The organism is Streptomyces sp. NPDC088733, from assembly GCF_044751185.1.
Classification (GTDB): domain Bacteria; phylum Actinomycetota; class Actinomycetes; order Streptomycetales; family Streptomycetaceae; genus Actinacidiphila.
Map to the genome: position 1 here is coordinate 259,792 of NZ_JBIVLH010000007.1, position 25,384 is coordinate 285,175.

Below are 25,384 nucleotides of genomic sequence, written 5' to 3' on the forward strand. Positions count from 1 at the left end.
GTGTGGAGTTGGCGCATGAAACCCAGTGCGAGCAGTGAGCGACGAACACCGGGGACCGTACGCCGTGTCGCGGTCCGGCGGCTGGCCGCGGGGGCGGTGTGCGCGGCCGGCCTGGCGCTCGCCGTGGCGCAGCAGCCGGTGCGCGAGTGGGCGGTGGCCCTGGCGTCGGGGCACGGGAGCTCCTCGTCCCTGGACGGCGCCGCGTCGGCCCGCGTCCCGCAGCACGGCGACGGCAGGTTCACCGCCGCCCCCGCCGGGACGGGGAGCATCGGGCACGGCACCTGGCGGCTGCGCTACGCGGTGGAGGTCGAGGACGGCACGGGCTACACCGCCGCGTCCGTGGCCCGCGAGGTCGACCGGATCCTCGGCGACCGGCGCGGCTGGACCGCCGAGGGCATCGTCTTCCGGCGCGTGGCCGGACCGCCGTACGACTTCGTGGTCAAGCTGGCCACTCCGGACACCACCGACCGCCTGTGCGGCTCGTACGGCCTGGACACCGGCGGGGAGGTCAACTGCAGCGGCGGCAAGGACGTCGTGGTGAATCTCAGGCGCTGGGTGCTGCTCAGCCCGTTCTACGAACACCGGACGGCCGACTACCACGCGCTGATCATCAACCACGAGGTCGGCCACCGCCTCGGGCACGGCCACCAGGACTGCCCGGGGCCGGGCCGGCCCGCACCGGCGATGATGCAGCAGATCAAGGGGCTGCACGGCTGCGTGCCGAACGCCTGGCCGTACGACACCAAGGGCCGGCCGATCTCGGGCCCGGCGGCCCCGTGAGCGGGCAACTGGTGCAGGTGCTGCGGGCGATGCCGCTGTTCTGGCCGGGGGCGCTGCTGTCGTCGGTGGCCGCGGGTGTGTGCGCCCCCCGGGTGGCGCCGCGGCTGGGCACGGGGCCCGTCACCGCCTTCTGCCTGGTGCTGGCGCTGGGCGGCATCGCCGTGACCACGCTGCTGGCGGACATCACGACGGACCCGAACGCCATGCGGCGGTTCGGGGCGGGGACCTTCGCGACCGACTGGACCCCGCCGGGCCCGGCCGACCTCGCGGGGTTCAATCAGCGCAGCCTCAATGTGCTGCTGTTCGCGCCGCTGGGGCTGGCCGTCGCCCGGACCCGTCCGGCGCGGCGGGCCGTCGGCCTGGCGGCGGCGGCCGCCGTGCTGCCCTTCGTGATCGAGGCCGTGCAGTACGAGGTCGTGTGGCTGATGCGGGCCGCCGACGCCCAGGACATCGTCGACAACCTCTGCGGCCTGCTCGCCGGCGTGCTCGCCGGCACGGTCACCCGTCCCCTCGTCCGCAGGACCTCCCGCCTTCCCGCCCCGCCCGACGCGGCCGCCGACCCCGCAGCCTCGCACGGCGAGTTCCCGTCGAGGGCGTGACACAGGACACGTACGAAACGGTTTCGTTTCGCTGAGCACTCCCCTAGGCTCAGACGAGTACGAAACCGTTTCGTTTAGATCGGTGGGACCCCATGTCCGAAGCCGCCGTGGAGCGCCGCTCCCGCCTCACCCCCGAGCGGGAGGCGGAGCTGTACACCAGCACGCTCGACCTGCTCCGCGAGGTCGGCTACGAGGCCCTCACCATGGACTCGCTCGCCACGCGCTCGCGCTGCAGCAAGGCGACCCTCTACCGCCAGTGGGGCGGCAAGGCCGAACTCGTGGCCAGGGCGCTGCGGCACCAGAAGCCGGTGCACGCCGCCGACATCGACACCGGGAGCCTGCGCGGCGACTTCCACGCGATGCTCACCGTGGAGGACGACAGCCGGCTGGCGCGCGACTTCGCGCTCATGCGCGGACTCGCGATGGCGATGCACGCCAACCCCGACCTGCTGCGCGCCTTCCGTGAACTGATGGTCGAACCCGAGCGCAGAGGCCTGGACGTCGTCCTGCGGAGGGCCGTCGACCGCGGCGAGGTCCGCGCCGACAACCCCGCGCTCGGCTACCTGATGCACATGCTCGTGGGCGCCTTCGTCACCCGCGCCGTGATCGAGGACCGCCCCCCGACGGTGGCCTACCTGACCTCCTACCTGGACGCGGTGATCCTGCCCGTGCTCGGCGTCGGCCCCGCGGACGACGGCCCGCCCGCCGGCTGACCCGCCGCACCCGCATCCCCCCGCCCCCCTTCCACGACCCGACCGGGAGTACGTCCTCGTGGCCACTTTCCTCTACCGCATCGGCAGACTCGCCTACCGGCGACGGCACTTCGCCGTCCTGATCTGGGTGGCGCTGCTCGCGCTCGCGGGCGTCAGCGCCGCCAACGCGCCCTCGGCCGGGAGTTCGTCGTTCTCCGTGCCCGGGACGGAGTCCCAGAAGGCGTTCGACCTGCTGGACCAGCGCTTCCCCGGGTCCAGTTCCGACGGGGCGACCGCCCGCGTGGTCTTCAAGGCCCCCGCCGGCGGCAGGATGACCGACCCGGCGAACAAGAAGGCAGTCGCGGCGACCGTCGCGGAACTGCGCCGCGGCTCCGAAGTGGCCTCCGTGGACAACCCGTTCACCGCCAAGGCGGTCAGCAAGGACCGCACGACCGCCTACGCCCGGGTCGCCTACGACGTCCCCGGCATGCAGTTGAAGGACTCCTCGCGCGAGGCGCTGGAGAAGGCGGCCGAACACGCCCGCGCGGACGGGCTGACCGTCGAGATCGGCGGTGACGCGCTCCAGGCCGCACCCGAGACGGGGGCCACGGAGGTGATCGGCATCGCGATCGCCGCCGTCGTCCTCGTGATCACCTTCGGCTCGCTGGTCTCCGCCGGCCTGCCGCTGCTCACCGCCCTCGTCGGCGTCGGCATCGGCGTCAGCTCGATCACGGCGCTGGCGAGCGCGCTCGACCTGGGCTCCACCACCTCCACGCTCGCGATGATGATCGGCCTCGCGGTCGGGATCGACTACGCGCTGTTCATCGTCTCCCGCTACCGCGCCGAACTCGCCGAGGGCCGCGAGGGCGAGGAGGCCGTGGGCCGGGCCGTCGGCACGGCGGGCTCCGCCGTGGTCTTCGCCGGCCTGACCGTGGTGATCGCGCTCGTCGGCCTCTCCGTGGTGGACATCCCCATGCTGACGAAGATGGGCATCGCCGCCGCGGGCACCGTCGTCATCGCGGTGCTCATCGCGCTCACCCTGATCCCGGCGCTCATCGGCTTCGCCCGGCGGCGCATCCGGCCCGCCGGCGCGCCCGGCGGCCTCGCCCGCCGCCGCGCGAGGACGGCCGAGCAGCACGCCCACCGCAAGACGCGGGACCTGGCCGCGCGGGGCACCGGCCGGCCGAACATGGGCACCCGCTGGGCGCGCTTCGTCGTGCGGCGGCCCGTCGCCGTCCTGCTGCTGTGCACGGCCGCGCTCGGCGCGGTCGCCGTGCCCGCCGCGTCGATCGAACTCGGCCTCGGCGACGACGGGTCCCAGCCCGTCTCCACGACGCAGCGCCGCGCCTACGACCTGCTCTCCGACGGCTTCGGCCCCGGCTTCAACGGCCCGCTGGTCGTCGTCACCGACGCCCGGGGCGCCGCCGACCCGAAGGACGCGGTCAAGGAGGTCGGCACGAGCCTGGAGCGCCTCGACGACGTCGCCACCGTCACCCCGGCCACCTTCAACGAGGCCGGGGACACCGCGGTCATGAACGTGGTGCCGGACTCCAAGCCGAGCAGCACCGAGACCGAGGGGCTGGTCAAGGCCATCCGCGCCACCGGCGACGGGATCACCGCGGACACCGGCGCGCGGATCTCCGTCACCGGCACCACCGCGCTGAACATCGACACCTCGCAGAAGCTCACCGACGCCCTGCTGCCCTATCTGGGCCTCGTCGTCGGACTGGCCTTCCTCCTGCTGATCGTGGTCTTCCGCTCGGTGCTCGTGCCCCTCAAGGCGGCCCTGGGCTTCCTGCTCTCGGTGATGGCCGCCCTCGGCGCCGTCGTCGCGGTCTTCCAGTGGGGCTGGTTCGCCTCGCTGCTCGGGGTCGAGCAGACCGGCCCGATCATGTCGATGATGCCGATCTTCCTGGTGGGCGTGGTCTTCGGCCTGGCCATGGACTACGAGGTGTTCCTGGTGACCCGGATCCGTGAGGCGTACGTCCACGGCGAGCGGCCCGGCCAGGCCGTCGTGACCGGTTTCCGGCACGGCGCCCGGGTGGTCACCGCCGCCGCCGTCATCATGATCGCCGTGTTCGCCGGCTTCATCGGGTCCGGCGAGTCGATGATCAAGTCCATCGGCTTCGGGCTGGCGATCGCGGTCTTCTTCGACGCGTTCATCGTGCGCATGGCCATCGTCCCGGCGGTGCTCGCCCTGCTCGGCCGCCGGGCGTGGTGGCTGCCGAAGTGGCTGGACCGCGTCCTGCCGAACGTCGACGTCGAGGGCGAGGGGCTTCGGACGCCGGCCGCGGACGCCGGCCGGCACCAAGCGCCCGGCCGTGAGGACGAGGACGAGGGCGACCGGCTCCTCCCCGTGCGCGTCTGACCCCTGCTCGCCCGGCGGCGGAGCCCGCGGACCGACGCCCCCGCTGCGACCGCGCGGGGGCGTCAGTAGGTTGGTGGTGCCGGAGTCCGGACGACCACGAAGGGGACCGCACATGGCAGCGGAGGAGGACTCACCGCAGTTCCCGGTGCACGCCGCGGCGCGGGCCCCGGGTCTCGCCGCGCTGGACGAGGCGCTCACCGGCTGCCGCGCCTGCCCGCGCCTGGTGGCCTGGCGCGAGGAGACCGCCCGGGTGCGGCGCCGGGCGTACGCGGACGAGGAGTACTGGGCGCGGCCGGTGCCGGGCCTCGGCCCGGCCGACGCCGCCCTGGCCGTCGTCGGGCTGGCCCCCGCCGCCCACGGCGGCAACCGGACGGGCCGGATGTTCACCGGCGACCGCTCCGGCGACGTGCTGTTCGCCGCCATGCACGCGGAGGGGCTCGCCTCGCAGCCGACGTCCACCGCCCGCGGCGACGGACTGGAGCTGTACGGGGTGCGGGTGACCGCGCCGGTGCACTGCGCGCCGCCCGCCAACAAGCCCACCACGGACGAGCGGCTGACCTGCCGCCCCTGGCTCGTGCGCGAACTGGAGCTGCTGCGGCCCACGTTGCGCGCCGTCGTCGTGCTCGGCGCGTTTGGCTGGCAGGCCCTGCTGCCGGTGCTCGCCGACTCCGGCCGCCGCGTGCCGCGTCCGCTCCCCCGCTTCGGGCACGGCGCGCACGTCGAACTGCCGGGCCCCACCGGCGCGGAACCGCCGCTGCACCTGCTGGGCTGCTACCACGTCAGCCAGCAGAACACCTTCACCGGCCGGCTCACCCCCGCCATGCTCCGCGAGGTGCTGGCCCGCGGCGCCGCGTACGCCGGGCTGCGGCCCGGGGCGTGAGGCCCGCGGCCGTCAGCGCCGCGCGGCGGCGACGATGGCCTCGGCGACAACGGGCATCGAGGCCGGGTGGAGGCCGAGGAAGAGGTTCGGCTCGATCAGTTCCAGCTCCATGACGCGCGGCGCGCCGTCCTCGTCGTCGACCAGGTCGACCCGCGCGTACAGCAGCTCCGACGCTTCCGGAACGGTGGCCAACGCGGCCTCGGCGGTGGCGAGTTCGGCCGCGGTCGGGGTCCACGGTCGCACGCCCGGATGGGCGACCTTGGTCGCGTCGTAAGCCGTTCCGTGGGAGAGGACGGCGTTCTTGGCGACGGCGTGCAGGAAGCGGCCGCCGATGAAGACCAGCGCCCGTTCCCCGGTGGAGTCGATGGCCGGCATGTACGGCTGGACCATCGCGGTCAGGCCCTCCGCGTGCATCCGCGCGATGTGCGCCCGCGCCGCGTCGTCGCTGCCCGGGCGGTAGCGGCCGGCATAGCGAGCGCCCGCGCCGGCGGCCGGTTTGACCACGTACTCGTGGTCGGCGGGGAGGCCGTCCGGCTCGGTCCCCGGCAGCAGATAGCGGGTGGCAACGGTGGGGACGCCGCGTGCGGTCAGCTCGCCGAGGTAGCGCTTGTCGGAGTTCCAGCGGACGACGTCCGCCGGGTTGGCGAGCGTGGTCGCCGCGCCGCAGCGGTCGGCCCACGGCAGGAACTCCGCGGTCCGCCAGGTGTAGTCCCAGGTGGAGCGTATGACCGCCAGGTCGTGCGAGGCCCAGTCCACATCGGGGTCGTCCCAGCGGACGACGACGGCGTCGGCGCCCGCGGCGGCGACCGCGTCCCGCAGGAACGGCAGGTCGCGGTCGGTGCTGGTGCCCTCGCGCGGCGCGCACGTCACCAGCGCGACCCACGGACCGCTCGTACGGGTCGTGCGGCTCGTGCCTGTCGTGCTGGGCGGCACAGGGACTCCTCCGGGTCGGCTGCGTGACCCCGGCAGCGTATCCGGGCCGGGTCGGCACCGGCCGGGGGCCTCCCGCACGGCACAATTGCCGGCATGTCCAAGTCGCGCCCCGGCCGCCGTTCCGCCCCCCGCCCGCACACCCGGCCGGTCCTCCACTCCCCCGGCGCCCCCTGCCCCTGCGGCCTCCCCGCCGGCTACGCCGACTGCTGCGGCCGCTACCACGCGGGCCACGCCGCCGCGCCGACCGCCGAGGCTCTGATGCGCTCCCGGTTCACCGCGTACGCGGTCCACGACGCCGCCTACGTCCTGCGCACCTGGCACCCCGACACCCGCCCCGCGGAGCTCGACCTCGACCCCCACCTGCGCTGGGAGCGGCTGGAGATCCTCGGCACGACCGACGGCAGCGCCTTCCACACCGAGGGCACCGTCACCTTCCGCGCGCACTACGCGCTGCGCGGCGAGCGCGACGCCATGGAGGAGCAGAGCCGCTTCGTCCGCCACGACGGGGCCTGGGTGTACGTCGCGCCGCTGCCCTGAGCGCCGGCAGGGTCCCCGCCGGGCACCGCGGGCACCCGCACCACGGTCCGCCAGTGGGCGGGCAGCAGCGCGGCCCGGTCACCCGGCTGGGCGCCGGGCTCGTCCCGGAGGGGGCCGGCACGGGGTCAGGGCCGCGCGACGTCCACGCCCGGCGCGGCGCCCCGTGCCACTCCGTGCGGCGTCAGCGCGAGCACCCCCGCGCCTCGCACGGGGGTCTACGGCGTCAGGGTGAGAGGGGTGGGGCCGAACGTGGCGGCGATGTCGGGCGCCATGCCGAAGGCGGCCCGCTTCCACTCCTGTTCGTCCTCGTCGCTCTCCTCGGCGGCGTCCCACTCCGGCGACAGGCCCAGTTCCACCCGGCGGGCCCGCTCGTAGGGCAGCGGATCCCCGAGGGTCAGCAGTTCGTCCTCGCCCTCGCCCGTCTCGCAGTAGCGCCGGACGACATCGCCGCCCTCGGCCACCAGCCACGCCGATCCGTCGTTCCGGGCGCCGTAGTAGTAGGCCTGGGCCCGGCCGTAGTGGGCGCTGAGCATCGTGCAGGTCCGCAGGACTTCCTCGCTGCGCTCCTCGTCGCAGGGGTTGCACCAGTCGCCGACGATCAGGGTCCAACCGTCGAGCTCGGGGGACACATAGACCCGCGTGGCGAAGGCCGCGTCCTCGCCGACCCCGCCGTGGGTGTCGGAATCGAGCACGTTGACAGCGTCGGCAAAGGTCACCGGGCTGGGGTGGACAAGGCCGAGAAGCTCCATGAGCCCGGACTGGTCGCCGGTGGGTACGGCCATCCAGTAGTTCCAGCACGTCGTCAACGGCCTCGGGACGTCCCCCTCGTTCGCATCCACGTGTACACCCTCGCAGGCCGCCGTGCCGCTCCGGAACCGGGGTACGGGCACTTCCCAGGGAGCGGCGTACACGGCATCCTGCCGCGGGGGCCGCCGGACGAGGGGGGTGGGGTGCGTGCGTCGGGGGTGGGTGCTCGGCGGGCTGGCGCTGACGTCGGGGCTGGTGTCGGCACTGCTGGCAGTGGCCGTCAATGTGGCGACCGGCGGCGTGCTGCCGCCCGGTCTGCGATGGCTCGCGCCCTGGTCCTGGCCGCTGGTCGGGGTGGGCACGCTGGCCGCGGCGGGGCTCGCCGTGTGGCAGCAGCGCCTCCAGACGGCGGAGGCCGCGCCGGCGGACCCGTCTCCGCGCCGACCCGTTCCCGGGCAACTTCCGCCGCTGGTGGCCGATTTCACGGGCCGGGAGGCCGATCTGGCCGCGCTGCGGACGGCCGTCGCGGGCGGCGCCCGTGTCGTCGCCGTCGCGGGTGCGCCGGGTGTCGGCAAGTCGACATTGGCGAACCGGCTGGCCCATGAGCTGCGACAGGACTACCCGGACGGCCAGTTGTACGTGAACCTCGGCGCCGGCCGCGGCGACCCGATGCCGCCGGAGACGGCGCTCGCCCGCTTCCTCGGGGCACTCGGCGACGACGATCCGGACCGGGTCGGCGACACCGACACCCTGGCGGCCCGTTACCGGAGCCTGATGGCCGACCGGAGGGTGCTGGTCGTCCTCGACGACGCCCGGGACGCCGACCAGGTACGCCCGCTGCTGCCCGCCGGCGCCCGCTGCCTGACGATCGTGACGAGCCGTCCGCTGCCCGCCGACCTGCCGGAGGCCGCCGCGCACGAGCTGGCCGCGCTCGGCACCGACGACGCGCTCGACCTGCTGGCCCGGGTCAGCGGGACGGGCGGTGCCGCCGCGGACCCGGAGGCGGCTGCCTCGGTGGTCAGGGCCTGCGAGGGCCTGCCGCTCGCGATCCGGCTGGCGGGCGCCAAGGCCGCCCGCTCCCGGCTCGGCATCGCCGAACTCGCGCGGCGGCTGGAGGACGAACGGTCCCGGCTGGACGAACTGCGCTTCCGCAACTGGGCGGTGCGCGCCACCCTCGCCACCGCCTACGAGGACCTGGCCGCCGGGGACCGGCGCCTGCTGCGGCGGCTCGGGGGCTTCCCGGGCGGCGACTTCGGGCCCGGGGCGGCGGCAGCGGCGGCCGGCGCGGCGGGCCGCGTCGGCGACGGCGTCGACCGCCTGGTGGACGCGCAACTCGTGGAGTCCGTCGGCGGCGGCCGGCACCGCCTGCACGACCTGACCCGGCTGTTCGCGAAGGAACGCCTGGCGGAGGAGGAGCCGGGCGAGCCGGAACGCGTCAGCGAACGCCTCCTTGACTGGTACGCGGCCGCCGCCCGCGGCAACCCGCCCGGCTGGATCGCCGACGAGGCCCCCAACATCGCGGCGGTCGCCCGGCAGGGGGCCGCCCACGGCGCGTGGGAGCGGGTGTTCCGGCTGGCCGACGCGGCGGACCACGGCTGGCACCTCCAGCACTACCACGCACAGCGGCTGCGGGTCTGGCTCGCCGCCGCGGAGGCCGCCGAGGCGCTCGGCGACCGCCGCGGGCAGTCGCGGGCCGCCCTGACCGTGGGATCCATCCACGCCGCGGACGGCGACCTGGACCGGGCCGCCCCGCTGCTGCTCGACGCGGTGGAACTCGCCGAGGCGGCAGGCGACGACGCGGGCGAGGCACGGGCCCGCCTCCACCTCGGGGACGTCCTGCGCCAGAGCGGCCGCCACAGCGGCGCCCAGGCACACCTGCGCCGGGCGCTGGAGCTCTGGCGGACGCTGGGGCGGACCGCGGAGGAGGCCGACACATGGGGCAAGCTGGCGACGCTCCACCTCGTCATGGGCGAGTTCGGGGAGGCCGCAGACGACGCGGAGCAGGCGCTCGCCCTCGTGGCCGACGACGCAGCCTCCCCCTCCGACCGGGCCCACCTGCGGGGGCTGGCCGGGGCGGCCTACCTGCGGCTGGGACGGTTCACGGAGTCCCGGGCGGCGACCGAGGAGGCCGTGGCGGCGCACCGCCGCGCCGGAAACCGGCTGAGCGAGGCGTACGCCCTGGGCGGTCTGGCCGCGCTGGCACTTGAGGAGGGCGACCACGAGGCGGCACTCGGCGCCCACCGCGCAGCGCTGCGGCTGTTCGAGCGGCTCGGCACCGTCCCGGGCATCGCGGGTACGCACGGCGCCATCGGCGACCTGCTGCTCCTGCGCGGCGACGTCCCGGGGGCCAGGCGCGAACTGGAGGCGGCCGTCGGCCTGTTGAAGGACCTGGGGCACCCGGTGGCCGAGGGCACGATGCGGCTCAGGCTCGCCGCGGCCCTGGCGACGGCCTCCGACGTCCCCGCCGCGGCCGAGCAGCAGCACCTCGCGGAGTCCCTGCTCGCCGGCACAAGCACCGGCCCGGAACTCCACGCCCTCAGAACCCGCCTCACCGCCCTCGGCCTGCCGTCCCAGGAAGCCTGAACCGCTCCGCGGCCCCCACGGCAGCGGCGCCAGGCGCGCCCACGAAGCGGTGGACTCCTCACACGTCAGAGCCTTGAAGGGGCCATCAAGACGGCACGGAGGCTTGCTGAAGACGGTCCCGCCGATACGCGGCGAGCGGGGCCGGCCGCAGCGTAGCCCCGATGTCGTTCTCGCAGACCGCGGCTACGACCCGCGACAGTGCCGTCGCCTGGTTCGCGGCCTCGGCATCCAGCCATGGACCGCTCGGCGCAACACCGGGCTCCGTCCCAGGGATTCATCCGCGATGACATCCATGAGGCCCTCCTCAGTCCCGGATGACCGTTGATCTGCCGGCGGAGGCTTCCCTCACTCCGGCGACAGGTGGTCATCCCAAACGCGAAGCACGTCGGCAAGCAGAAGGCGGTGGGTTTCGATCCAGTTGGCCGGCAGGTCGATCGGGACCCGTACCGTTGCCATCGAGACGAGGACGTCTTCAACTACCACCTCGGGGCAGTCGCGTTCGCCGTTGAGGTCGATGAAGACCGAGGGGCCGCGCTGGACGTGCAGCCAGGCGATGTCTTCGCCGGACTCAAGCCGCGTGAGCGCCTCGCCCCAGGACGTCAGCCGCGACCGCCACAACGAGAGATCCACCCGCCCACTGACGAATGGCGTGTCGACGACGATCTCTGCCGCCAGCCCTCCATGCACACCCTGCAAAGGGCCCAGCACCGTGATGCGGACACTGTTGCCCTCGTCATCACGCAACAGAGCCAGGTCCAACCCCCCGACCGTCACCACGTCACCTCCTGCAGAGATGAGCCGATCCTGGCTCACGGTCCGCTTGGCCGGCAAGCGAATTCGGTCCGCGTCGATTTCTTTCGCCACGAGTTCGCAGGCCACGATCCGCCTCAGACCGAGCGCAGCCAGTGCCAGGTGTGCTCCCTGCTCGCCGGCGCAAGCACCAGCCCGGAGCATGGGAGTGCCCACCCAGAAGGCCTGAGCCCCCCAAGGCAGCAGCCCCGAGCGGACCGGGCCGCCCGTGCCGCGCGGTCCGCGCGGTCCGCGTGTCAGCGCCGGGCGGATGCCGCAAGGGCACGGGCGCCGCAGTTCGTCCCCGTGCCCCGAAAACCAACGCCAGGCACGAGGAACAGAACTGCCGGACCTCCGGACCGTCAGCGGGCGCCGCGGAGGCGCTCCATGTCGCGGCGGTCGCGCTTGGTGGGGCGGCCGGTGCCGCGGTCGCGGACCACGGGGGCCGGCACCTCCTCCGGGGTGGGCGGCGGCGGGCTGTTGTCGACGAAGCACTCGGCGGCCACCGCCGCACCGACACGCTTGCGGACCAGCCGGGACACGACGACGACCCGCTCCCGCCCGGCGCCGCGCAGCCGTACCTCGTCGCCCGGGCGGACGGCCTGCGCCGGCTTCACGCGCTCGCCGTTGACGCGCACGTGACCGGCCCGGCACGCCGTGGCGGCCATGGAGCGCGTCTTCGTGAGCCGGACGGACCAGATCCAGGCGTCGACCCGCACCGGGCCCTCGTCGTCAGCCATGGTCCGACCCTAGCGCGCCCGCTGCACGGAACGCGGCGTCCGGTATGCGCCCTTGACGGAAGGCCCCGCCGTACACAGGATCTGCACAGGCATGTACGCGTCAAGAATTGCTCAAGAACGTCCCATCACCGCACGACTCCATCCCCCCACACACCGGAGTGACCTGTGCCCGCAATCAGACTCGTCGCGGCCGGCGCCGCCGGCGCCTTGGCCGCGGTCCTGCTGACCGCCTCCGCCACGCCCGTCGCGGCACGGCCCGCCCTCGCCGCCGCGCCGGACATCCCGGTCGCCAACGTCAAGGCGCACCTCAGCCAGCTGCAGTCGATCGCCACCGCCAACGGCGGCAACCGCGCGCACGGCCGGACCGGCTACCGGGCCTCCGTCGACTACGTGAAGGCCAAGCTGGACGCGGCCGGCTACACCACCGCGCTCCAGCAGTTCACGTCCGGCGGTGCCACCGGCTGGAACCTCATAGCGGACTGGCCCGGCGGCGACACCAACCACGTGATCATGGCCGGCTCGCACCTCGACTCGGTGACCGCCGGTCCCGGGATCAACGACAACGGCTCCGGTTCGGCCGCCGTCCTGGAGACCGCCCTCGCGGTCGCACGCGAGAACCTGCAGCCCACGAAGCATCTGCGGTTCGGATGGTGGGGAGCGGAGGAACTCGGCCTGATCGGCTCCAAGGCGTACGTCAACAGCCTGTCCACCGCGGACCGCGGCAGGATCGACGGCTATCTCAACTTCGACATGATCGCCTCGCCGAACCCCGGCTACTTCGTGTACGACGACAACACCGCGCTGGAGAAGGTCTTCAAGGACTGGTTCGCCGCCAAGGGGATCGCGACCGAGATCGAGACCGAGGGCGACGGCCGCTCCGACCACGCGCCCTTCAAGAACGCGGGCGTGCCCGTCGGCGGCCTGTTCAGCGGCGCCGACTACATCAAGACGGCGGCGCAGGCGCAGAAGTGGGGCGGCACCTCGGGTCAGGCCTTCGACCGCTGCTACCACGCCTCCTGCGACACGGCGTCCAACATCAACGACACCGCGCTCGACAACAACACCGACGCCATCGCCAACGCGGTCTGGACGCTCTCCACCGCCGCGGCTCCCCCGCCGGGCACCGTGTTCGAGAACACCGCCGACATCACCGTCCCCGACGCGGGCGCGGCCGTGGAGTCCCCCGTCACCGTCAGCGGCATCTCCGGCAACGCGCCCACCGCCCTCGCCGTGGGTGTCGACATCCGGCACACCTGGCGCGGCGACCTCGTCGTCGACCTGGTCGCCCCGGACGGCACCGCGTACCGGCTGAAGAACTCCAGCAGCAGCGACTCCGCCGACAACGTCATCGCGACGTACACCGTCAACGCGTCCGCCGAAGTGGCGGCCGGCACCTGGAAGCTCCGTGTCCGCGACGTGGCGGCCCAGGACACGGGCTACATCAACAGCTGGAAGCTGACCTTCTGACCTGCTCACGCACGGTGCGCGGGGCCGGCCCGGTCGCCGGCCGGCCCCGCGAGCCGGCCCAGCGAAAAATTTGCACGCGCCGACTATCGGCGGCCCGACTTACCATGGAGCCATGACCGCCACCACGGACTCCGCACCCACCCGGCTCGCGCAGAGCTGGTGCGCCCTGTCAGTGCTCCACAACCGGATCGAGGCGCACGTCGAGCGCGCGCTCGAGGCCGGGCACGGGCTGAGCGTGCGCGAGTTCTCCCTGCTCGACGTCCTCAGCCGGCAGCACGCGGGCGAAGGCGGCCATCTGCGGATGGCGCAGGTGGCCGAGGCCGTGGTGCTCAGCCAGAGCGCCACCACGCGGCTGGTGACGCGACTGGAGGACCGCGGCCTGCTCACGCGCTACCTGTGCGCGACCGACCGCCGCGGCATCTACACCGATGTCGGCGAGGCCGGTCTCGCCCTGCTCGCGCAGGCCCGCCCGACCCACGACGAGGCGCTGCGCCAGGCGCTCGCCGACGCCGCCGCGGAGCCGGAACTCGCGCCCCTGGTCGAGGCGCTGGAGTCGCTCGACTGCGGCGCGTGACACCGGCCCGCCCGCTGCGGACCGGCGGGCGCCGACCTACGCTGAGAGGGGCGCGGACCGCGGTCGCCCGCGGCGCCGCGCCGCAACGGGGCATCCCGCGAGAGGAGAATCGCCGATGACCACGCACCACTCCGACTCCCACCACGCCTCCCAGGTCGACGTCCTGCTCACCGACTGCGCCAAGCAGGACGCGGGAGCCGTACTGGGCGCGCTGGAAGCCGCCTTCCCCACGCGACCCGGCGAGAGCCTCACCGAGGCAGTGGAGCCACGCCCCGGCGCCAAGCACCCGACCGTGTGGGCGGCCTCCGTCGACACGCGCAGCCACGGCCACGAGCTGGGGCCGGTCCACCTCGACGGCCCGCTCACCGCCGACCTGTCCGGCGGCCCGCGGCACGTCCGCGAGGTGAAGAAGGTCCTCGGCGACTGCTTCGAACTGGAGGAGCAGGGCAGCGTCTCCGGTGACCAGGAGGTCGAACTCCGCGTCCGCCTGACGGAGATGCCCCACCGCTGAGCCGCCCGTGCCGGAGAGCCCCCGGAGCCATCGCTCCGGGGGCTCTCTCACGCCACGAACAGGCCGGTGCCCTCGGTCTCCGCCCCGCCGCCGTCGCGTACGGCCTGCTCGGCGGCGGCCAGCCGCTCGACGGCGTCGCGGGCCACGCTGCCTCCCACCGTGAACGGCAGCCGGATGTAGGACTCGAAGGCCCCGTCGATACCGAAGCGCGGACCGGACGGGACGCGGACGCCCAGGCGCTCGCCCGCCATCGCAAGGCGAGAGCCGGAGACCTCCCCGGTGCGCACCCACATGGTCATCCCGCCGGAGGGCACGGCGAACTCCCAGTCGGGCAGCCGGTCCCGCAGGGCGGCGACCAGGTCGTCGCGGTGCGAGCGGGCACGTTCGCGCCGGGCGGCGACGGCGTCGTCCCAGACCTCGTTGCGCAGCAGCCAGGCGACCGCGAGCTGGTCCACGACGGGCGAGCCGAGGTCCAGGTAGGCGCGGGCACTGACCAGCCGGCGCACCACGTCGGGCGTGGCACGGACCCAGCCGATGCGCAGGCCCGCCCAGATCGCCTTGCTGGCCGAGCCGACGGTGACGACCGTGCCGCCGCGGTCGAAGGCGGCCAGCGGCCGCGGCGCGGGCCCCCCGCCGGCGTCCAGGGTCAGCTCGGCCATGGTCTCGTCGGCGATCAGCACGGTCCCCGCCGCGCGCGCCGCCTCGACCAGCGCGCGGCGCTGCTCGTCGGGGACGAGGGTGCCGGTCGGGTTGTGGAAGTCGGGCATGACGTACGCCATGCGCGGCGCCGCGTCGCGCAGGACGCGCTTCCAGTGGTCGAGGTCCCAGCCCGCGAGCCCTTCGCGCAGGGCGACCGGGACCAGCCGCGAGCCGCTCTCTCTCAGCAGTTCCAGGACGTTGGCGTAGCTGGGGGACTCGACGGCCACCCGCTCGCCGGGGGCGACCAGCCGCCGGACGGCGGCGGCGATCGCCCCCATGGCACCGGTGGTGACCATGATCTGCTCGGGGAGGGTGGGGATGCCGCGCGCGGTGTAGCGCTCGGCGATGGCCTCCCGCAGTACGGGCAGCCCGGCGGGGAAGTCGCCGTGGGTGGCGGAGTAGGAGGGCAGGTCCGCCAGCGCACCGCCGACCGCGCGGGACAGCCACGGCTCGGGGGCGGGCAGGGCGGCGCAGCCGAGGTCGATGACGGTGCCGGCGGCGTCCGGCGGCAGCGGCTCCAGGCCGCGCGTGGGCAGGGCGTGCCCTTCGGGGACCGCGGTCCAGGTGCCGGCGCCGCGCCGGGAGCGCGCGAAGCCCTCGGCGCGCAGCGCCTCGTACGCCGCGGCGACCGTCGTCCGGCTGATCGTGAGGGCGAGGGCCAGTTCGCGTTCGGCGGGGAGCCGGGCGGCGACGGGGACGCGGCCCTCCAGCACCAGGACCCGGATGCCGTCGGCGAGGCCCCGGTAGGCCGGGACGCGGCGTCCCGTGGAGCGCTGCGGGCGGGGTTCGAGCAGCCGGGCGAGATGCGTGACACCCACGGTTGCGGTCCACTGCGACATGGTTACCGGTCCACCTTCCGCACATTGGCCATGGAATACGACCACGACCATGCCACACACTCTCACCTACGTCGCCATCACGGCCAGAGGGGGGTCCTGTGGAGGGCCAATCACACAACGGTGCACGCACAGCCCGCAGGCTGGTGCACCTCTACGCGGGACTGACCCTGTACGGCGCGAGCGCCGCCCTCCAAGTGCGCGCCGCGCTCGGTCTGGACCCCTGGGACGTGCTGCACCAGGGCATCGCGAAGCACACCGGCATCAGCATCGGCCTGGTGTCGGTGGCCGTCGGCGCGCTCGTCCTGCTGCTGTGGTGGCCGCTGCGCCAGCGGCCGGGCCTGGGCACGGTCTCCAACGTCTTCGTCGTCGGCCTGTCGATGGACGCGACACTGAGCCTGCTCCCCCAGCAGCACTCCCTCGGCATCCGCATCCCGCTCCTGGTGGCGGGCATCGTGCTGGGCGGCGTGGCGACGGGCCTGTACATCACCGCCGGCTACGGGCCGGGGCCCCGCGACGGCCTGATGACCGGGCTGCACCGGCGCACCGGCCGCTCGATCCGGCTGGTGCGCACCGGGATCGAGGTGACGGTGCTGGCGGTGGGCTTCGTCCTGGGCGGCAGCGTCGGTGTCGGCACAGTGCTGTACGCCCTGTCCATCGGCCCGCTGGCCCAGTTCTTCCTGCGCGTCCTCGCGTTCCCGCCGCCCCCGGCGGAACCGCGGCCGGCGGTCGTGGCCCGGGGAGGGCAGCCGGTGGCGGAACCCACCGGGGGACACGCGATACTGCACGAGTGACTGCAACGAGCCACCCGTACCTCGACAGCCCGGCACCGATCGCCTTCGCCCACCGGGGCGGTGACGCCGACGGCCTGGAGAACACCATGGCCGCCTTCCGGACCGCCGTCGACGGCGGCTACCGCTACCTGGAGACGGACGTCCACCTGACGTCCGACGGGGTGCTGGTGGCCTTCCACGACAGCTCCCTGGACCGGGTCACCGACCGGCGCGGGCGGATCGCCGAGCTGACCTGGGCCGAGGTCCACGAGGCCCGCGTGGCGGGCAAGGAGCCGGTCCCGCTCTTCGAGGACCTGCTGGAGGCCTTCCCCGACGCCCGCTGGAACGTCGACGCCAAGGTCGACGAGGCCGTGGCGCCCCTGATCGAGACGATCCGGCGCGCGGACGCCTGGGACCGGGTGTGCGTGGGCTCCTTCTCCGAGGCACGGCTCGTGCGGGCGCGCGCGCTGGGCGGTTCACGCATGGCCAGTTCCCTGGGCACCCGCGGCGTGGCGGAACTCCGGCTGCTGTCGGTCGGCGGCCGGGTCGCCGAGCGCTTCCTGCTCGACAAGGTGGTGCGGCGCGGCGCGGTCTGCGTGCAGGTGCCGGAGCGCTCCAACGGCATCCGCGTGGTCGACGCCGCGTTCCTGCGGACCGCGCACCGCCTCGGCCTCCAGGTGCACGTGTGGACGGTGAACGACGAGAGCCGCGTGCACGCACTGCTGGACCTCGGCGTGGACGCGATCATGACCGACCGGCTGGACATGCTGCGCTCGGTCTACGTCGAACGCGGCGTCTGGACCGGCTGACGGATCGTCATTTCGGTTCCGGCTTCTCCTCCTTGCCCGGGGTCGGGGTCGGGGTCGGGGCGGCAGAGCCGGACCTGTCGCCCTTGTCGGCACCGTCCGCAGGCTTGGCCTTCGCCGCCTTTTCGGCCTTCGCTGCCTTCTCCGCTTTTTCGTCGGCTGCCGACTTCGTCTTCGACATCCGAGCGAAGACGACGACGTTGCCGGAGTAGCCGCTGGCGCTGCTGTACGTACCGCCGCAGGTGATGACGCGCAGTTCGGGGTCCTTCGTGTCGCCGTAGACCCGGTGGGCCGGGAAACCGGTCCTGTTGAAGACCTCGATGCCGAAGATGGTGAACACCGCGGTGGTGCCGTCGTCACGGGCGACCTCGATGGTCGAACCCTTCTTCAGCGCGCCGAGGCTGTAGAAGACCGCGGGCCCGCTCATGTTGTCGACATGCCCCACGATGACGGAGGCGCCGCGCGCGCCGGGACTCACCGAGTCCTTGTACCAGGCGGCCTCGTTCTTCTCCTCGGGCGGCGGCGTCTCGATCACGCCGTCCTTGTCCAGGCCCACGTTCATGAGTGGGGCGTCCACGCCGATCGACGGAATGCGCACACGCGTCGGCTGGGCCGGTGGCAGCGGCGGCGGCACCTTGATGCCGGAGGCCCCGCCGTTCCCGCCGCCGGCGAGGGCGGCGGCAGCCGAGGGCTGGGGCGGGCCGCCCGATCCGACGAAGCCGTCGAAGGTGAGCACGAGCCCGGACACCACGACGGCGCCCACCGCTACCCCGACGACCCGCCGCCCGCGCCGCGTCAGACGCAACGGCGGCGGCTGCTGACGACGGCGTGCGGCGGGCCTGACCCCGGTCGTACGAGCGGCGGGACGCTGCGGAATCCCCTGCCCGGCACGGGCCTTCGGCGCGGCGGCACGGGGAGCCGGGGCCGCGGGACGGGCCTTCGGCGCGGGCCGGGCGTGCGCCTCAGGACGGGCCTTCTCTTCGGGCCGCTTCTTCGATGCCGGCCGGACCTCCTGCTCGGGACGGGCCTTCGCCTCAGGACGGGCCTTCTCTTCCGGCCGCTTCTTCGATGCCGGCCGGACCTCCTGCTCGGGACGGGCCTTCGCCTCAGGACGTGGCTTCTCTTCCGGCCGCTTCTTCGATTCCGGCCGGACCTGCGGCTCAGGACGGCGCGTCGCCTCAGGACGTGGCTTCGGGGCCGGCTCGGCTGCCTTGGCGTCCTCGCGGGCCCGGGTGGTGGGCGTCTTCCGGGTGCGTGGCTGCGGCGCGGGCTCGGGCGGGCGGCCGGCCTTGGGCTTCTGTCGCGAGCGGGGCGCGGGCTCCGGCTTGCGGCGCTGCCGCGCGGCACGGGACGGCGTCTTCGGGGCCGGGCGGGGGCGCGCGGGCCCGCGCGGCACCTCGTCCTCCCACGTGCCCGGGAGCGGCTGGCCGAACCAGGGGTCGGGCTGCCCGTACCAGGCATCGGGATGTCCGTACCACGGCACGGGAGCGGTGTGCTCCCCGGGATAGTGATCCATCACAGTCCTTCAGCTCCGGCGCCAGGTGCGTGACGGCACATGACGGCCCGTCATACAGGACCGTAGGACGGGTGTGTGCCGCCCGCATTCGGAGGAGTGCGAACGGGGCAATCCGCACCTCACCCGATCGGGTAGAGCGGATGAGGCAGCGGGTCCAATACGGCGGCGCCGGGATGCGGAGCGGTCCCCGGGTACCGACCGTGGCCTGATGAACACTCAGCACCCACGCGCACAGGGTCTCGACGGTCTGCGTGCGCTGGCCGTGACCGCGGTCGTCGTGTACCACGTGCACGCTCCGTGGCTGCCGGGCGGCTTCCTGGGCGTGGACCTCTTCTTCGTCCTCTCCGGCTACCTGATCACCAGTCTGCTCGCCGCCGACCACTGGCGGGGCGGGCGCCTGCGGCTCGTCGCCTTCTGGCGTCGCCGCGCCCTGCGGCTGCTGCCCGTGCTGTGGCTGGTCCTCGCGGTGACCGCGTGCGCGGCGACGCTGGTCGGCGGGGACGGCCGGCGCGACCTGCGGGGCGCCGTGGCGGCCGCGCTCACCTACCGCAGCAACTGGTGGCAGCTCGGGCGGCACGACATGTACTTCGCGCAGTTCGGCGCCGAACCGCCGCTGCGGCACCTGTGGTCGCTGGCCGTGGAGGAGCAGTTCTACGTGGCGTGGCCGCTGCTGCTCTGGGCGGTGATGGCCGTCGTCCGCCGCCAGTGGGCGCAGGCGGCGATCGCGGCGGTGCCGGCCGCCGCGTCGTTCACGGCGATGGCGGTGCTCTACGTACCGGGCACCGACCCCTCGCGGGTGTACTACGGCACGGACACGCACGGCGGCGGCCTGCTGCTGGGCGCGGCGGTCGCGCTCGTGCTGCCGCTGTCACGGGCCGGGACGCTGCGCAGGGCCGGGCACGTGCGGGCCATCGACGGGCTGGGCGCGGCGGGGCTGGCCGTACTGGCCGCGACGGCGCTGCTCGTGTCCGGGACCTCGGCCTTCGTGTACCGCGGCGGTCTGGTGCCGGTGTGTCTCGCGGCGGCCGCGCTCACGGTGGCGGCGGGCGGTCCCGGGAGGATCGCCCGGCTGCTGGCGTGGCGGCCGCTGGCCTGGACCGGGCGCCGCTCGTACGGGATCTACCTGTGGCACTGGCCGGTTCTCGCCTGCCTGGTCAACGCCGCCCCGGAGGCGCTGAGTTCGCCCTTCGTCCGCTGCGCGGCGCTCGCCCTGCCGGTGGTCCTCGCGGCGGTGTCGTACCGCGTGCTGGAGGAGCCCCTGCTCCGGCTCGGCCTGCGCGGGTACGCCGAGTTGTGCAGCACGTTCCTGCGCCGGGCGTGGGGCGCCCGTCCCCGGACGGTGCTGGGAGCGGTGGCCGCGGTCGTCGCGGTGGCCTGCGTGGCGTACGTCGGTGTGCTGCGGGCGCCGTCGGGCGGCGGCCTGCAGGCGCAGATCGCGTCGGGCGAAGGCGTGGTCGCGGCGGCGCCGACCGCCAGGATCGCCGAGCCGCTCCGCGCGGAACGGCCGCAGCGGCCCGAGGAGGACGGACCGGACACCGCGACCGGCGGCGCGCCGGACGTGACGGGCGCCGACATCACGGCGGTGGGCGACTCGGTGATGCTGGCCTCGGCGGACGCGCTGCGGGACGTGCTCCCCGGGATCGCCGTCGACGCCGTGGTGGGCCGTCAGATGGATGCCGCCCCCGAGGTCTTGGAACGCATGCGGGACGCCGGGCGGCTGCGCCGTGTGGTGGTCGTCGGGCTCGGGACGAACGGGGACGTCACCCGGGAGGCCCTCGACCAAATCGTGCGGATCGCGGGCCCCGGACGGCTGCTCGCGTTCGTGGACGTCCAGGCACCCCGGTCCTGGGAAACCCGGGTGAACGAGGCGCTGAGGGAGGCGGTGCGGCGGCACCCGGGGTGCGTGCTGGTCCCGTGGCGGGGGGTGATCGCCCGGCACCCGGGGCTGCTGTGGGGGGACCGCATCCACCCGCGCCCCGAGGGCGCACGGCTGTACGCACGGGCCCTCTCCCATGCCGTGGGGGCGGGATTCTGACGTGCCGTCCGCACCGGCCCGGAGCGCGCCTGCCTGACGGCTCGTCGGCTGACGTATCGTCGGCCCATTCCGAAGTCAAGATCCTCTGACAGAGGGTCACCCGTTTGACCAGCTCTTCACATTTTTCTGACGCGGCTCCAAATGTGTCGCTGACCTGCGGTGACCGCGATCGACCGACAGACCTGATGCCCCGTCCGGAGCAACGCGGCAGCCCGTTCCGAGGTGCGGCCGTATCCCGGTCCTCGTGCCATGGGAGCAAGGACGCGGTCGCAGTTCGTGCCACGGGAAGCCAGTCCCACCTGCCCCGTCCGCAAGGAGGTTCACCTCATGCGTGCTCCACGCATCATGGCCGGGGCGGCGATGACCGTAGCCGCTGTCGTCCTGCCAACAAGCGCTGTCGCAGCCCCTGGCGTCGGGCTCTCGAGCTACCGGGTCTCCCCCGGTGACCTCGTCACGGTCACCGTCGCCAACTGCGTGAGCGACACGGTCATCACGACCAGCATCCCGGAGCGCCCCACCGTGGCGGTCAGCTCGACCGGCGGCGGTGCCAGCTTCACGGTCCCGGCGGCCACGCCCCCGGGCACGTACAACGTGACCGTCGACTGCACCGAGCCGACCGGTCAGGACACCGGCCCGAGCGTCGTGCAGCTGACCGTCCGCGCCATCGACGGCAACGGCAGCGTCCCGGGCGCCGGTGCCGGCGTCGGCACCGGCTCCGGTGACGGCCGGGGCGACAGCCGCGGCGACGACCGGGGTGAGGGTCGCGGCGACGACAACGGCGACCGCGACCGCGACCGTGACCGCGGCGACGACCACGGCGACCGCGGCGACGACCGGGGTGACGACCGGGGCCGGGACCACGGCGACCGGGGCTACGGAGACCGGGGTTACGGGCACGGCGGGCACGGCGGTTACGGACACGGCCGCGGCGGCTACGGCGACAACTGCGACTCGTGGTGGGGCGGTGGCCGTGACGGCTACGGCCGCGGTGGCGAGGACGGCCGTGGCGGCGACGGCGGTTACGGCGGCGGCGGTCGCGGTGACGGCGGCGGCCGTGGCGACGGCGGCGGCCGTGGCGACGACGGTGGCCGCGGTGACGGCGGCGGCCGCGGCGACAACGGCAACGGCGGCCCCGGCAGCCAGGGCCTGAGCGACGACTTCGCCGCTCAGGGCGCGGGCACCGACCTGGCCGACGGCCGCAACATGGACGACAACGGCGGCTTCGGCCGTGGCGGCGACGACCGCGGTGACTTCGGTGGCCGCGGCGGCGAAGGTGGCCGCGGCGGCGAAGGTGGCCGCGGCGGCGAGGGCGGCCGCGGCGGCGACGGCGGTTACGGCGGCGGCCGCGGCGGCTGCTGGGGTGGTGGCGGCCGCGGTGGCGGTGGCGGCGGGATCGGCGGCGGCATCGGTGGTGGCGGGATCGGCGGCGGCGGGATCGGCGGCGGCCCGATCGGCGCCCCGAACACCGGTCTCGGCGGTTCGATCGGCATGAACACCCCCGAGACCATCGTGGGTGGCGCGCTGCTGGCCACGGGTGTCGGTGCCACCTTCTGGGTGCTGCGCCGCCGCCGTACGAACGGCGGCAAGGCCTGATCGTCGCGGACCGCCGCGATCCAGGCATACCGCCCTGCCCCCGGGGCCGCCCCAGCGGCGCCCGGGGGCAGTCGTGTGTCCTGGCTCTCACCCGGCGCCCGGCGGATGGCATCATGCCGATCACATCGGCACGGCGCACGGACACGGAACGGCGGGCACAAGTGGTGAGCACGGACGAGGCGCGGGACACGACGGCGGGCGGCGGCGCCGTGGCGGCCGCGGGCGAAAGACGCCGCGAGCAACGCGGCTGGTACTTCTACGACTGGGCCAACTCGGTCTTCTCCACCAGCGTCATCACGGTCTTCCTCGGCCCCTATCTCACGGACATCGCCGAGGCGGCGGCCGATCCCGACGGCTTCGTCCGCCCGCTCGGGATACCCGTGCGCGCGGGCGCCTATTTCGCGTACGTCGTCTCCGCCTCCGTACTGCTGTCGGTGCTGGTGATGCCGCTCGCCGGGGCGATCGCGGACCGTACCGGCCGCAAGAAGCCGCTGATGGGGCTGTTCGCCTACATCGGGGCCGCCGCGACCACCGCCATGTTCTTCGTGGGCGGTGACCGCTACCTCCTGGGCGGCGGGCTGCTGATCGTCGCCAACGTCGCCTTCGCGGCGTCGGTCGTCCTCTACAACGCGTTCCTGCCGCAGATCGCCGAGCCCCACGAACGCGACGCCGTGTCCTCGCGCGGCTGGGCGTTCGGCTACGCCGCGGGCGCGCTGATGCTCGTCGCCAACCTCGCCCTCTTCCTGGGCCACGACGCGGTCGGCGTCTCGAAGGGCACGGCCGTGCGGATCTGCCTCGCCTCGGCGGGGCTGTGGTGGGCGGGCTTCACGATCGTGCCGATGCTGCGGCTGCGCGACCGGCTCGCCCCGGCGGCCGAGGCGGCCGGGGTCCGGCCCGGATCAGGGTCCGGGGCGCTGCGCCAGGGCTGGCGGCAGCTCGCCGACACCGTCCGGGACATGCGCCGCTATCCGCTCACGCTCGGATTCCTGCTGGCGTACCTCATCTACAACGACGGCATCCAGACCGTGATCTCCCAGGCCTCCGTCTACGGTTCGGAGGAACTGGACCTGGACCAGACGACGCTGATCGGCGCGATCCTGCTGGTGCAGGTGCTGGCGGTGTTCGGTGCCCTGCTGCTCGGCCGGCTCGCCGCGCGGTACGGGACGCACCGCACCGTGCTCGGCTCGCTGGTGGCCTGGACGATCACCCTTGCGGCCGGATTCTTCCTGCCCGCCGGCCGGCCGGTGGGCTTCTTCCTCCTGGCCGCGGCCATCGGCATGGTCCTGGGCGGCAGCCAGGCGCTGTCGCGGTCGCTCTTCTCGCACCTCGTGCCGCGTGGCAAGGAGGCCGAGTACTACTCGGTGTACGAGGTGAGCGACCGGGGGACGAGCTGGCTCGGGCCCCTGCTGTTCGGGCTGACCTACCAGCTCAGCGGCAGCTACCGGGACGCGATCATCTCGCTGGTGGTCTTCTTCGCGATCGGCTTCGTGCTGCTGCTCCGGGTGCCGATGCGGCGGGCGGTGGCGGCCGCGGGCAATCCGGTCCCCGAGACGATTTAGCCCCTCTGAGTGCGACGCGGTAGTGTACGCGGTTGGTTCGACGGATGGGCCGTTACTGCGCGCTAAAGATATCAGAACGCAGGGTGACATCTTTCGTGAGATGTGACAAAACGGGCGCCGATGGGTACAAAAAGGGGCGGCACGACGGGCGACGCACCTCCCGATACGGGAATCTTCACCGCCGACCGGACGTTGACCGGATGACGACGACAGCGACACCTGTCCTGTGGGCGACATAGCCCGGGAGGCACGATTCATGAGTGAGCGAGCTCTCCGCGGCACGCGACTCGGGGCGACGAGCTACGAGACCGACCGCGGCATCGATCTGGCGCCTCGCCAGACCGTTGAGTACGCATGCCGGAACGGCCATCGATTCGAGATGCCGTTCTCGGTGGAGGCCGAGATTCCGCCGGAGTGGGAGTGCCGGGCCTGTGGCCAGGTGGCTCTTCTGGTCGACGGAGAGAGCCCGGAGGAGAAGACGAGCAAGCCCGCGCGTACGCACTGGGACATGCTCATGGAGCGGCGTACGGTCGAGGAGCTGGAGGAAGTCCTGGCCGAACGGCTGGCCGTTCTGCGCTCCGGCGCGATGAACATCGCGGTTCATCCGCGCGACAACCGCAAGACCGCCTGACAGAAGGTAGCGGGCCCGTGAGGGGCGGGCCCCATCCGACGTGCGCCCCGGGCGACGTGGCCTCAGTGCCGCGACCCGGGGTTTTCGTTGTCCTCACCCGCGCCCCGGTCGACCACCTCGCCCGGAATGACCTTGCCGTCGGGGCGGTGGATCCGCATCTGCGTTTCCGCGTCGCGGGCCTGCCGGAAGAGGTCGCCGAGCGAACCCTGTTCCTGGGGCCGGGCGGCGACCCTGCGCTCCAGCGCGCGCCCGCCGACGCGGGTCAGCAGCGAGCGGGTGGGCGGGAAGAGGAAGAGCAGCCCCGCGACGTCGGAGATCAGGCCGGGCACCATCAGCAGCAGGCCGCCGGTCAGCAGCGCGCCGGCGCCGCCCTTCGCCCTGCCCTTGCCCGCGGTGCCGCCGCCGGCGGCTCCAGTGGCCCCGGAGTCCTCGGCCCCCGCCGCGCTCCCGTCCTGACCGGGCGGTGTCGCCGCGCGCACCGCCTCGCTCAGCGACCGCCACGCGCTGCGGCCCGCGTTGCGCACCGCCAGCCCGCCGAGGACCAGTCCTGCGACGAGCAGCAGCAGGACCGTGAAGCCGCCGGCCGCCCTGCCGACCAGGATCAGCAGCCAGATCTCCAGCAGGGCGTACGCGGCCACGGCCGGCGCGATCCAGCGCCGCCCGCGGGAGCGCCCCTGCTGTCGCTGCTGCTGCGGTCCACCGGACCCGTCCGGCGGCGGGGTGCTGATCGTCATAC

At 74.0% G+C, this 25,384-nt stretch carries 22 protein-coding genes and 2 pseudogenes; 17 read left to right on the plus strand and 7 right to left on the minus strand.

What is annotated here, in order from left to right:
• Nucleotides 1-15: 15 nt before the first annotated feature.
• The 5 genes from ACIP64_RS15735 (at nucleotide 16) to ACIP64_RS15755 (ending at nucleotide 5,319) form a co-directional block, all read left to right on the plus strand.
• Nucleotides 16-780, plus strand: coding sequence for a DUF3152 domain-containing protein (locus tag ACIP64_RS15735; protein WP_401586229.1), 765 nt, complete (start codon nucleotides 16-18; stop codon nucleotides 778-780).
• A complete protein-coding gene (locus ACIP64_RS15740) occupies nucleotides 777-1,379 on the plus strand; it encodes a hypothetical protein (RefSeq protein WP_401586231.1) in 603 nt (200 codons plus the stop codon). Before ACIP64_RS15735 ends, ACIP64_RS15740 begins: the two co-directional genes overlap by 4 nt.
• Before the next feature lie 92 nt (nucleotides 1,380-1,471).
• On the plus strand, nucleotides 1,472-2,092 hold the full coding sequence (locus ACIP64_RS15745) for a TetR/AcrR family transcriptional regulator (protein WP_401586234.1): 621 nt from the start codon (nucleotides 1,472-1,474) through the stop codon (nucleotides 2,090-2,092).
• 58 nt (nucleotides 2,093-2,150) lie between these two features.
• A complete protein-coding gene (locus tag ACIP64_RS15750) occupies nucleotides 2,151-4,439 on the plus strand; it encodes an MMPL family transporter (RefSeq protein WP_401586237.1) in 2,289 nt (762 codons plus the stop codon).
• Nucleotides 4,440-4,551: 112 nt separating this feature from the next.
• Nucleotides 4,552-5,319, plus strand: a complete 768-nt coding sequence (locus ACIP64_RS15755; RefSeq protein ID WP_401586239.1) for a uracil-DNA glycosylase — start codon at nucleotides 4,552-4,554, stop codon at nucleotides 5,317-5,319.
• Between the two features lie 12 nt (nucleotides 5,320-5,331).
• Here ACIP64_RS15755 and ACIP64_RS15760 read toward each other — a convergent pair whose 3' ends face one another.
• Nucleotides 5,332-6,252, minus strand: coding sequence for a hypothetical protein (locus ACIP64_RS15760; protein ID WP_401586241.1), 921 nt, complete (start codon nucleotides 6,250-6,252; stop codon nucleotides 5,332-5,334).
• A gap of 93 nt (nucleotides 6,253-6,345) precedes the next feature.
• On the opposite strand from ACIP64_RS15760, the gene ACIP64_RS15765 reads away from it, so the two are divergent.
• Entirely contained in the window at nucleotides 6,346-6,789 is a 444-nt protein-coding gene (locus ACIP64_RS15765; protein WP_360910571.1) for a YchJ family metal-binding protein, read from the plus strand.
• A gap of 215 nt (nucleotides 6,790-7,004) precedes the next feature.
• Here the strand turns inward: ACIP64_RS15765 and ACIP64_RS15770 are convergent, their stop codons facing one another.
• On the minus strand, nucleotides 7,005-7,628 hold the full coding sequence (locus tag ACIP64_RS15770; RefSeq protein ID WP_401586244.1) for a hypothetical protein: 624 nt from the start codon (nucleotides 7,626-7,628) through the stop codon (nucleotides 7,005-7,007).
• Nucleotides 7,629-7,743: 115 nt separating this feature from the next.
• Between ACIP64_RS15770 and ACIP64_RS15775 the strand changes: the two genes are divergently transcribed.
• Together ACIP64_RS15775 and ACIP64_RS15780 are read left to right on the plus strand one after the other, a co-directional pair.
• On the plus strand, nucleotides 7,744-10,119 hold the full coding sequence (locus ACIP64_RS15775; RefSeq protein WP_401586247.1) for an ATP-binding protein: 2,376 nt from the start codon (nucleotides 7,744-7,746) through the stop codon (nucleotides 10,117-10,119).
• A gap of 46 nt (nucleotides 10,120-10,165) precedes the next feature.
• Nucleotides 10,166-10,369 (plus strand): annotated as a pseudogene (locus tag ACIP64_RS15780) (IS5/IS1182 family transposase); the annotation flags it as partial.
• Between the two features lie 95 nt (nucleotides 10,370-10,464).
• Here the strand turns inward: ACIP64_RS15780 and ACIP64_RS15785 are convergent.
• Nucleotides 10,465-10,998, minus strand: coding sequence for a DUF5959 family protein (locus ACIP64_RS15785; protein ID WP_401586249.1), 534 nt, complete (start codon nucleotides 10,996-10,998; stop codon nucleotides 10,465-10,467).
• A gap of 272 nt (nucleotides 10,999-11,270) precedes the next feature.
• Nucleotides 11,271-11,648: an RNA-binding S4 domain-containing protein gene (locus ACIP64_RS15790; protein WP_401586252.1), complete on the minus strand. Its 378-nt coding sequence runs from the start codon at nucleotides 11,646-11,648 to the stop codon at nucleotides 11,271-11,273.
• Between the two features lie 165 nt (nucleotides 11,649-11,813).
• Here ACIP64_RS15790 and ACIP64_RS15795 point away from each other — a divergent pair, with 165 nt between their 5' ends.
• From ACIP64_RS15795 to ACIP64_RS15805, 3 genes are all read left to right on the plus strand, one after another.
• Nucleotides 11,814-13,115, plus strand: a complete 1,302-nt coding sequence (locus tag ACIP64_RS15795) for a M28 family metallopeptidase (RefSeq protein WP_401586255.1) — start codon at nucleotides 11,814-11,816, stop codon at nucleotides 13,113-13,115.
• Nucleotides 13,116-13,227: 112 nt separating this feature from the next.
• Nucleotides 13,228-13,689, plus strand: coding sequence for a MarR family winged helix-turn-helix transcriptional regulator (locus tag ACIP64_RS15800; RefSeq protein WP_401586257.1), 462 nt, complete (start codon nucleotides 13,228-13,230; stop codon nucleotides 13,687-13,689).
• Between the two features lie 115 nt (nucleotides 13,690-13,804).
• Entirely contained in the window at nucleotides 13,805-14,200 is a 396-nt protein-coding gene (locus tag ACIP64_RS15805; protein WP_401586259.1) for a hypothetical protein, read from the plus strand.
• A 47-nt stretch (nucleotides 14,201-14,247) separates the two neighbouring features.
• On the opposite strand, the gene ACIP64_RS15810 is transcribed toward ACIP64_RS15805, so the two are convergent.
• Nucleotides 14,248-15,738 (minus strand): PLP-dependent aminotransferase family protein, encoded by a 1,491-nt coding sequence (locus tag ACIP64_RS15810; RefSeq protein ID WP_401586261.1) that lies wholly within the window; start codon nucleotides 15,736-15,738, stop codon nucleotides 14,248-14,250.
• 98 nt (nucleotides 15,739-15,836) lie between these two features.
• On the opposite strand from ACIP64_RS15810, the gene ACIP64_RS15815 reads away from it, so the two are divergent.
• Complete coding sequence (locus ACIP64_RS15815) at nucleotides 15,837-16,529, plus strand: YitT family protein (protein ID WP_401586264.1); 693 nt, start codon at nucleotides 15,837-15,839, stop codon at nucleotides 16,527-16,529.
• Nucleotides 16,526-17,317: a glycerophosphodiester phosphodiesterase gene (locus ACIP64_RS15820; protein ID WP_401586267.1), complete on the plus strand. Its 792-nt coding sequence runs from the start codon at nucleotides 16,526-16,528 to the stop codon at nucleotides 17,315-17,317. The genes ACIP64_RS15815 and ACIP64_RS15820 overlap by 4 nt, the downstream gene beginning before the upstream one ends.
• A 163-nt stretch (nucleotides 17,318-17,480) precedes the next feature.
• On the opposite strand, the pseudogene ACIP64_RS15825 reads toward ACIP64_RS15820, so the two are convergent.
• A pseudogene (locus tag ACIP64_RS15825) lies at nucleotides 17,481-18,119 on the minus strand (class F sortase); the annotation flags it as partial.
• 919 nt (nucleotides 18,120-19,038) lie between these two features.
• On the opposite strand from ACIP64_RS15825, the gene ACIP64_RS15830 reads away from it, so the two are divergent.
• The 4 genes from ACIP64_RS15830 to ACIP64_RS15845 all read left to right on the plus strand — a co-directional run bounded on the left by ACIP64_RS15830 (nucleotide 19,039) and on the right by ACIP64_RS15845 (nucleotide 24,648).
• Nucleotides 19,039-20,865 (plus strand): acyltransferase family protein, encoded by a 1,827-nt coding sequence (locus tag ACIP64_RS15830; RefSeq protein ID WP_401586270.1) that lies wholly within the window; start codon nucleotides 19,039-19,041, stop codon nucleotides 20,863-20,865.
• A gap of 327 nt (nucleotides 20,866-21,192) precedes the next feature.
• On the plus strand, nucleotides 21,193-22,458 hold the full coding sequence (locus ACIP64_RS15835; protein WP_401586273.1) for a hypothetical protein: 1,266 nt from the start codon (nucleotides 21,193-21,195) through the stop codon (nucleotides 22,456-22,458).
• 113 nt (nucleotides 22,459-22,571) lie between these two features.
• A complete protein-coding gene (locus ACIP64_RS15840; protein ID WP_401586275.1) occupies nucleotides 22,572-24,017 on the plus strand; it encodes an MFS transporter in 1,446 nt (481 codons plus the stop codon).
• Between the two features lie 256 nt (nucleotides 24,018-24,273).
• Nucleotides 24,274-24,648: an RNA polymerase-binding protein RbpA gene (locus ACIP64_RS15845; RefSeq protein ID WP_319658303.1), complete on the plus strand. Its 375-nt coding sequence runs from the start codon at nucleotides 24,274-24,276 to the stop codon at nucleotides 24,646-24,648.
• Nucleotides 24,649-24,710: 62 nt separating this feature from the next.
• On the opposite strand, the gene fxsA is transcribed toward ACIP64_RS15845, so the two are convergent.
• Nucleotides 24,711-25,382 (minus strand): FxsA family membrane protein, encoded by a 672-nt coding sequence (fxsA, locus tag ACIP64_RS15850; protein WP_401586278.1) that lies wholly within the window; start codon nucleotides 25,380-25,382, stop codon nucleotides 24,711-24,713.
• Nucleotides 25,383-25,384: the final 2 nt, after the last annotated feature.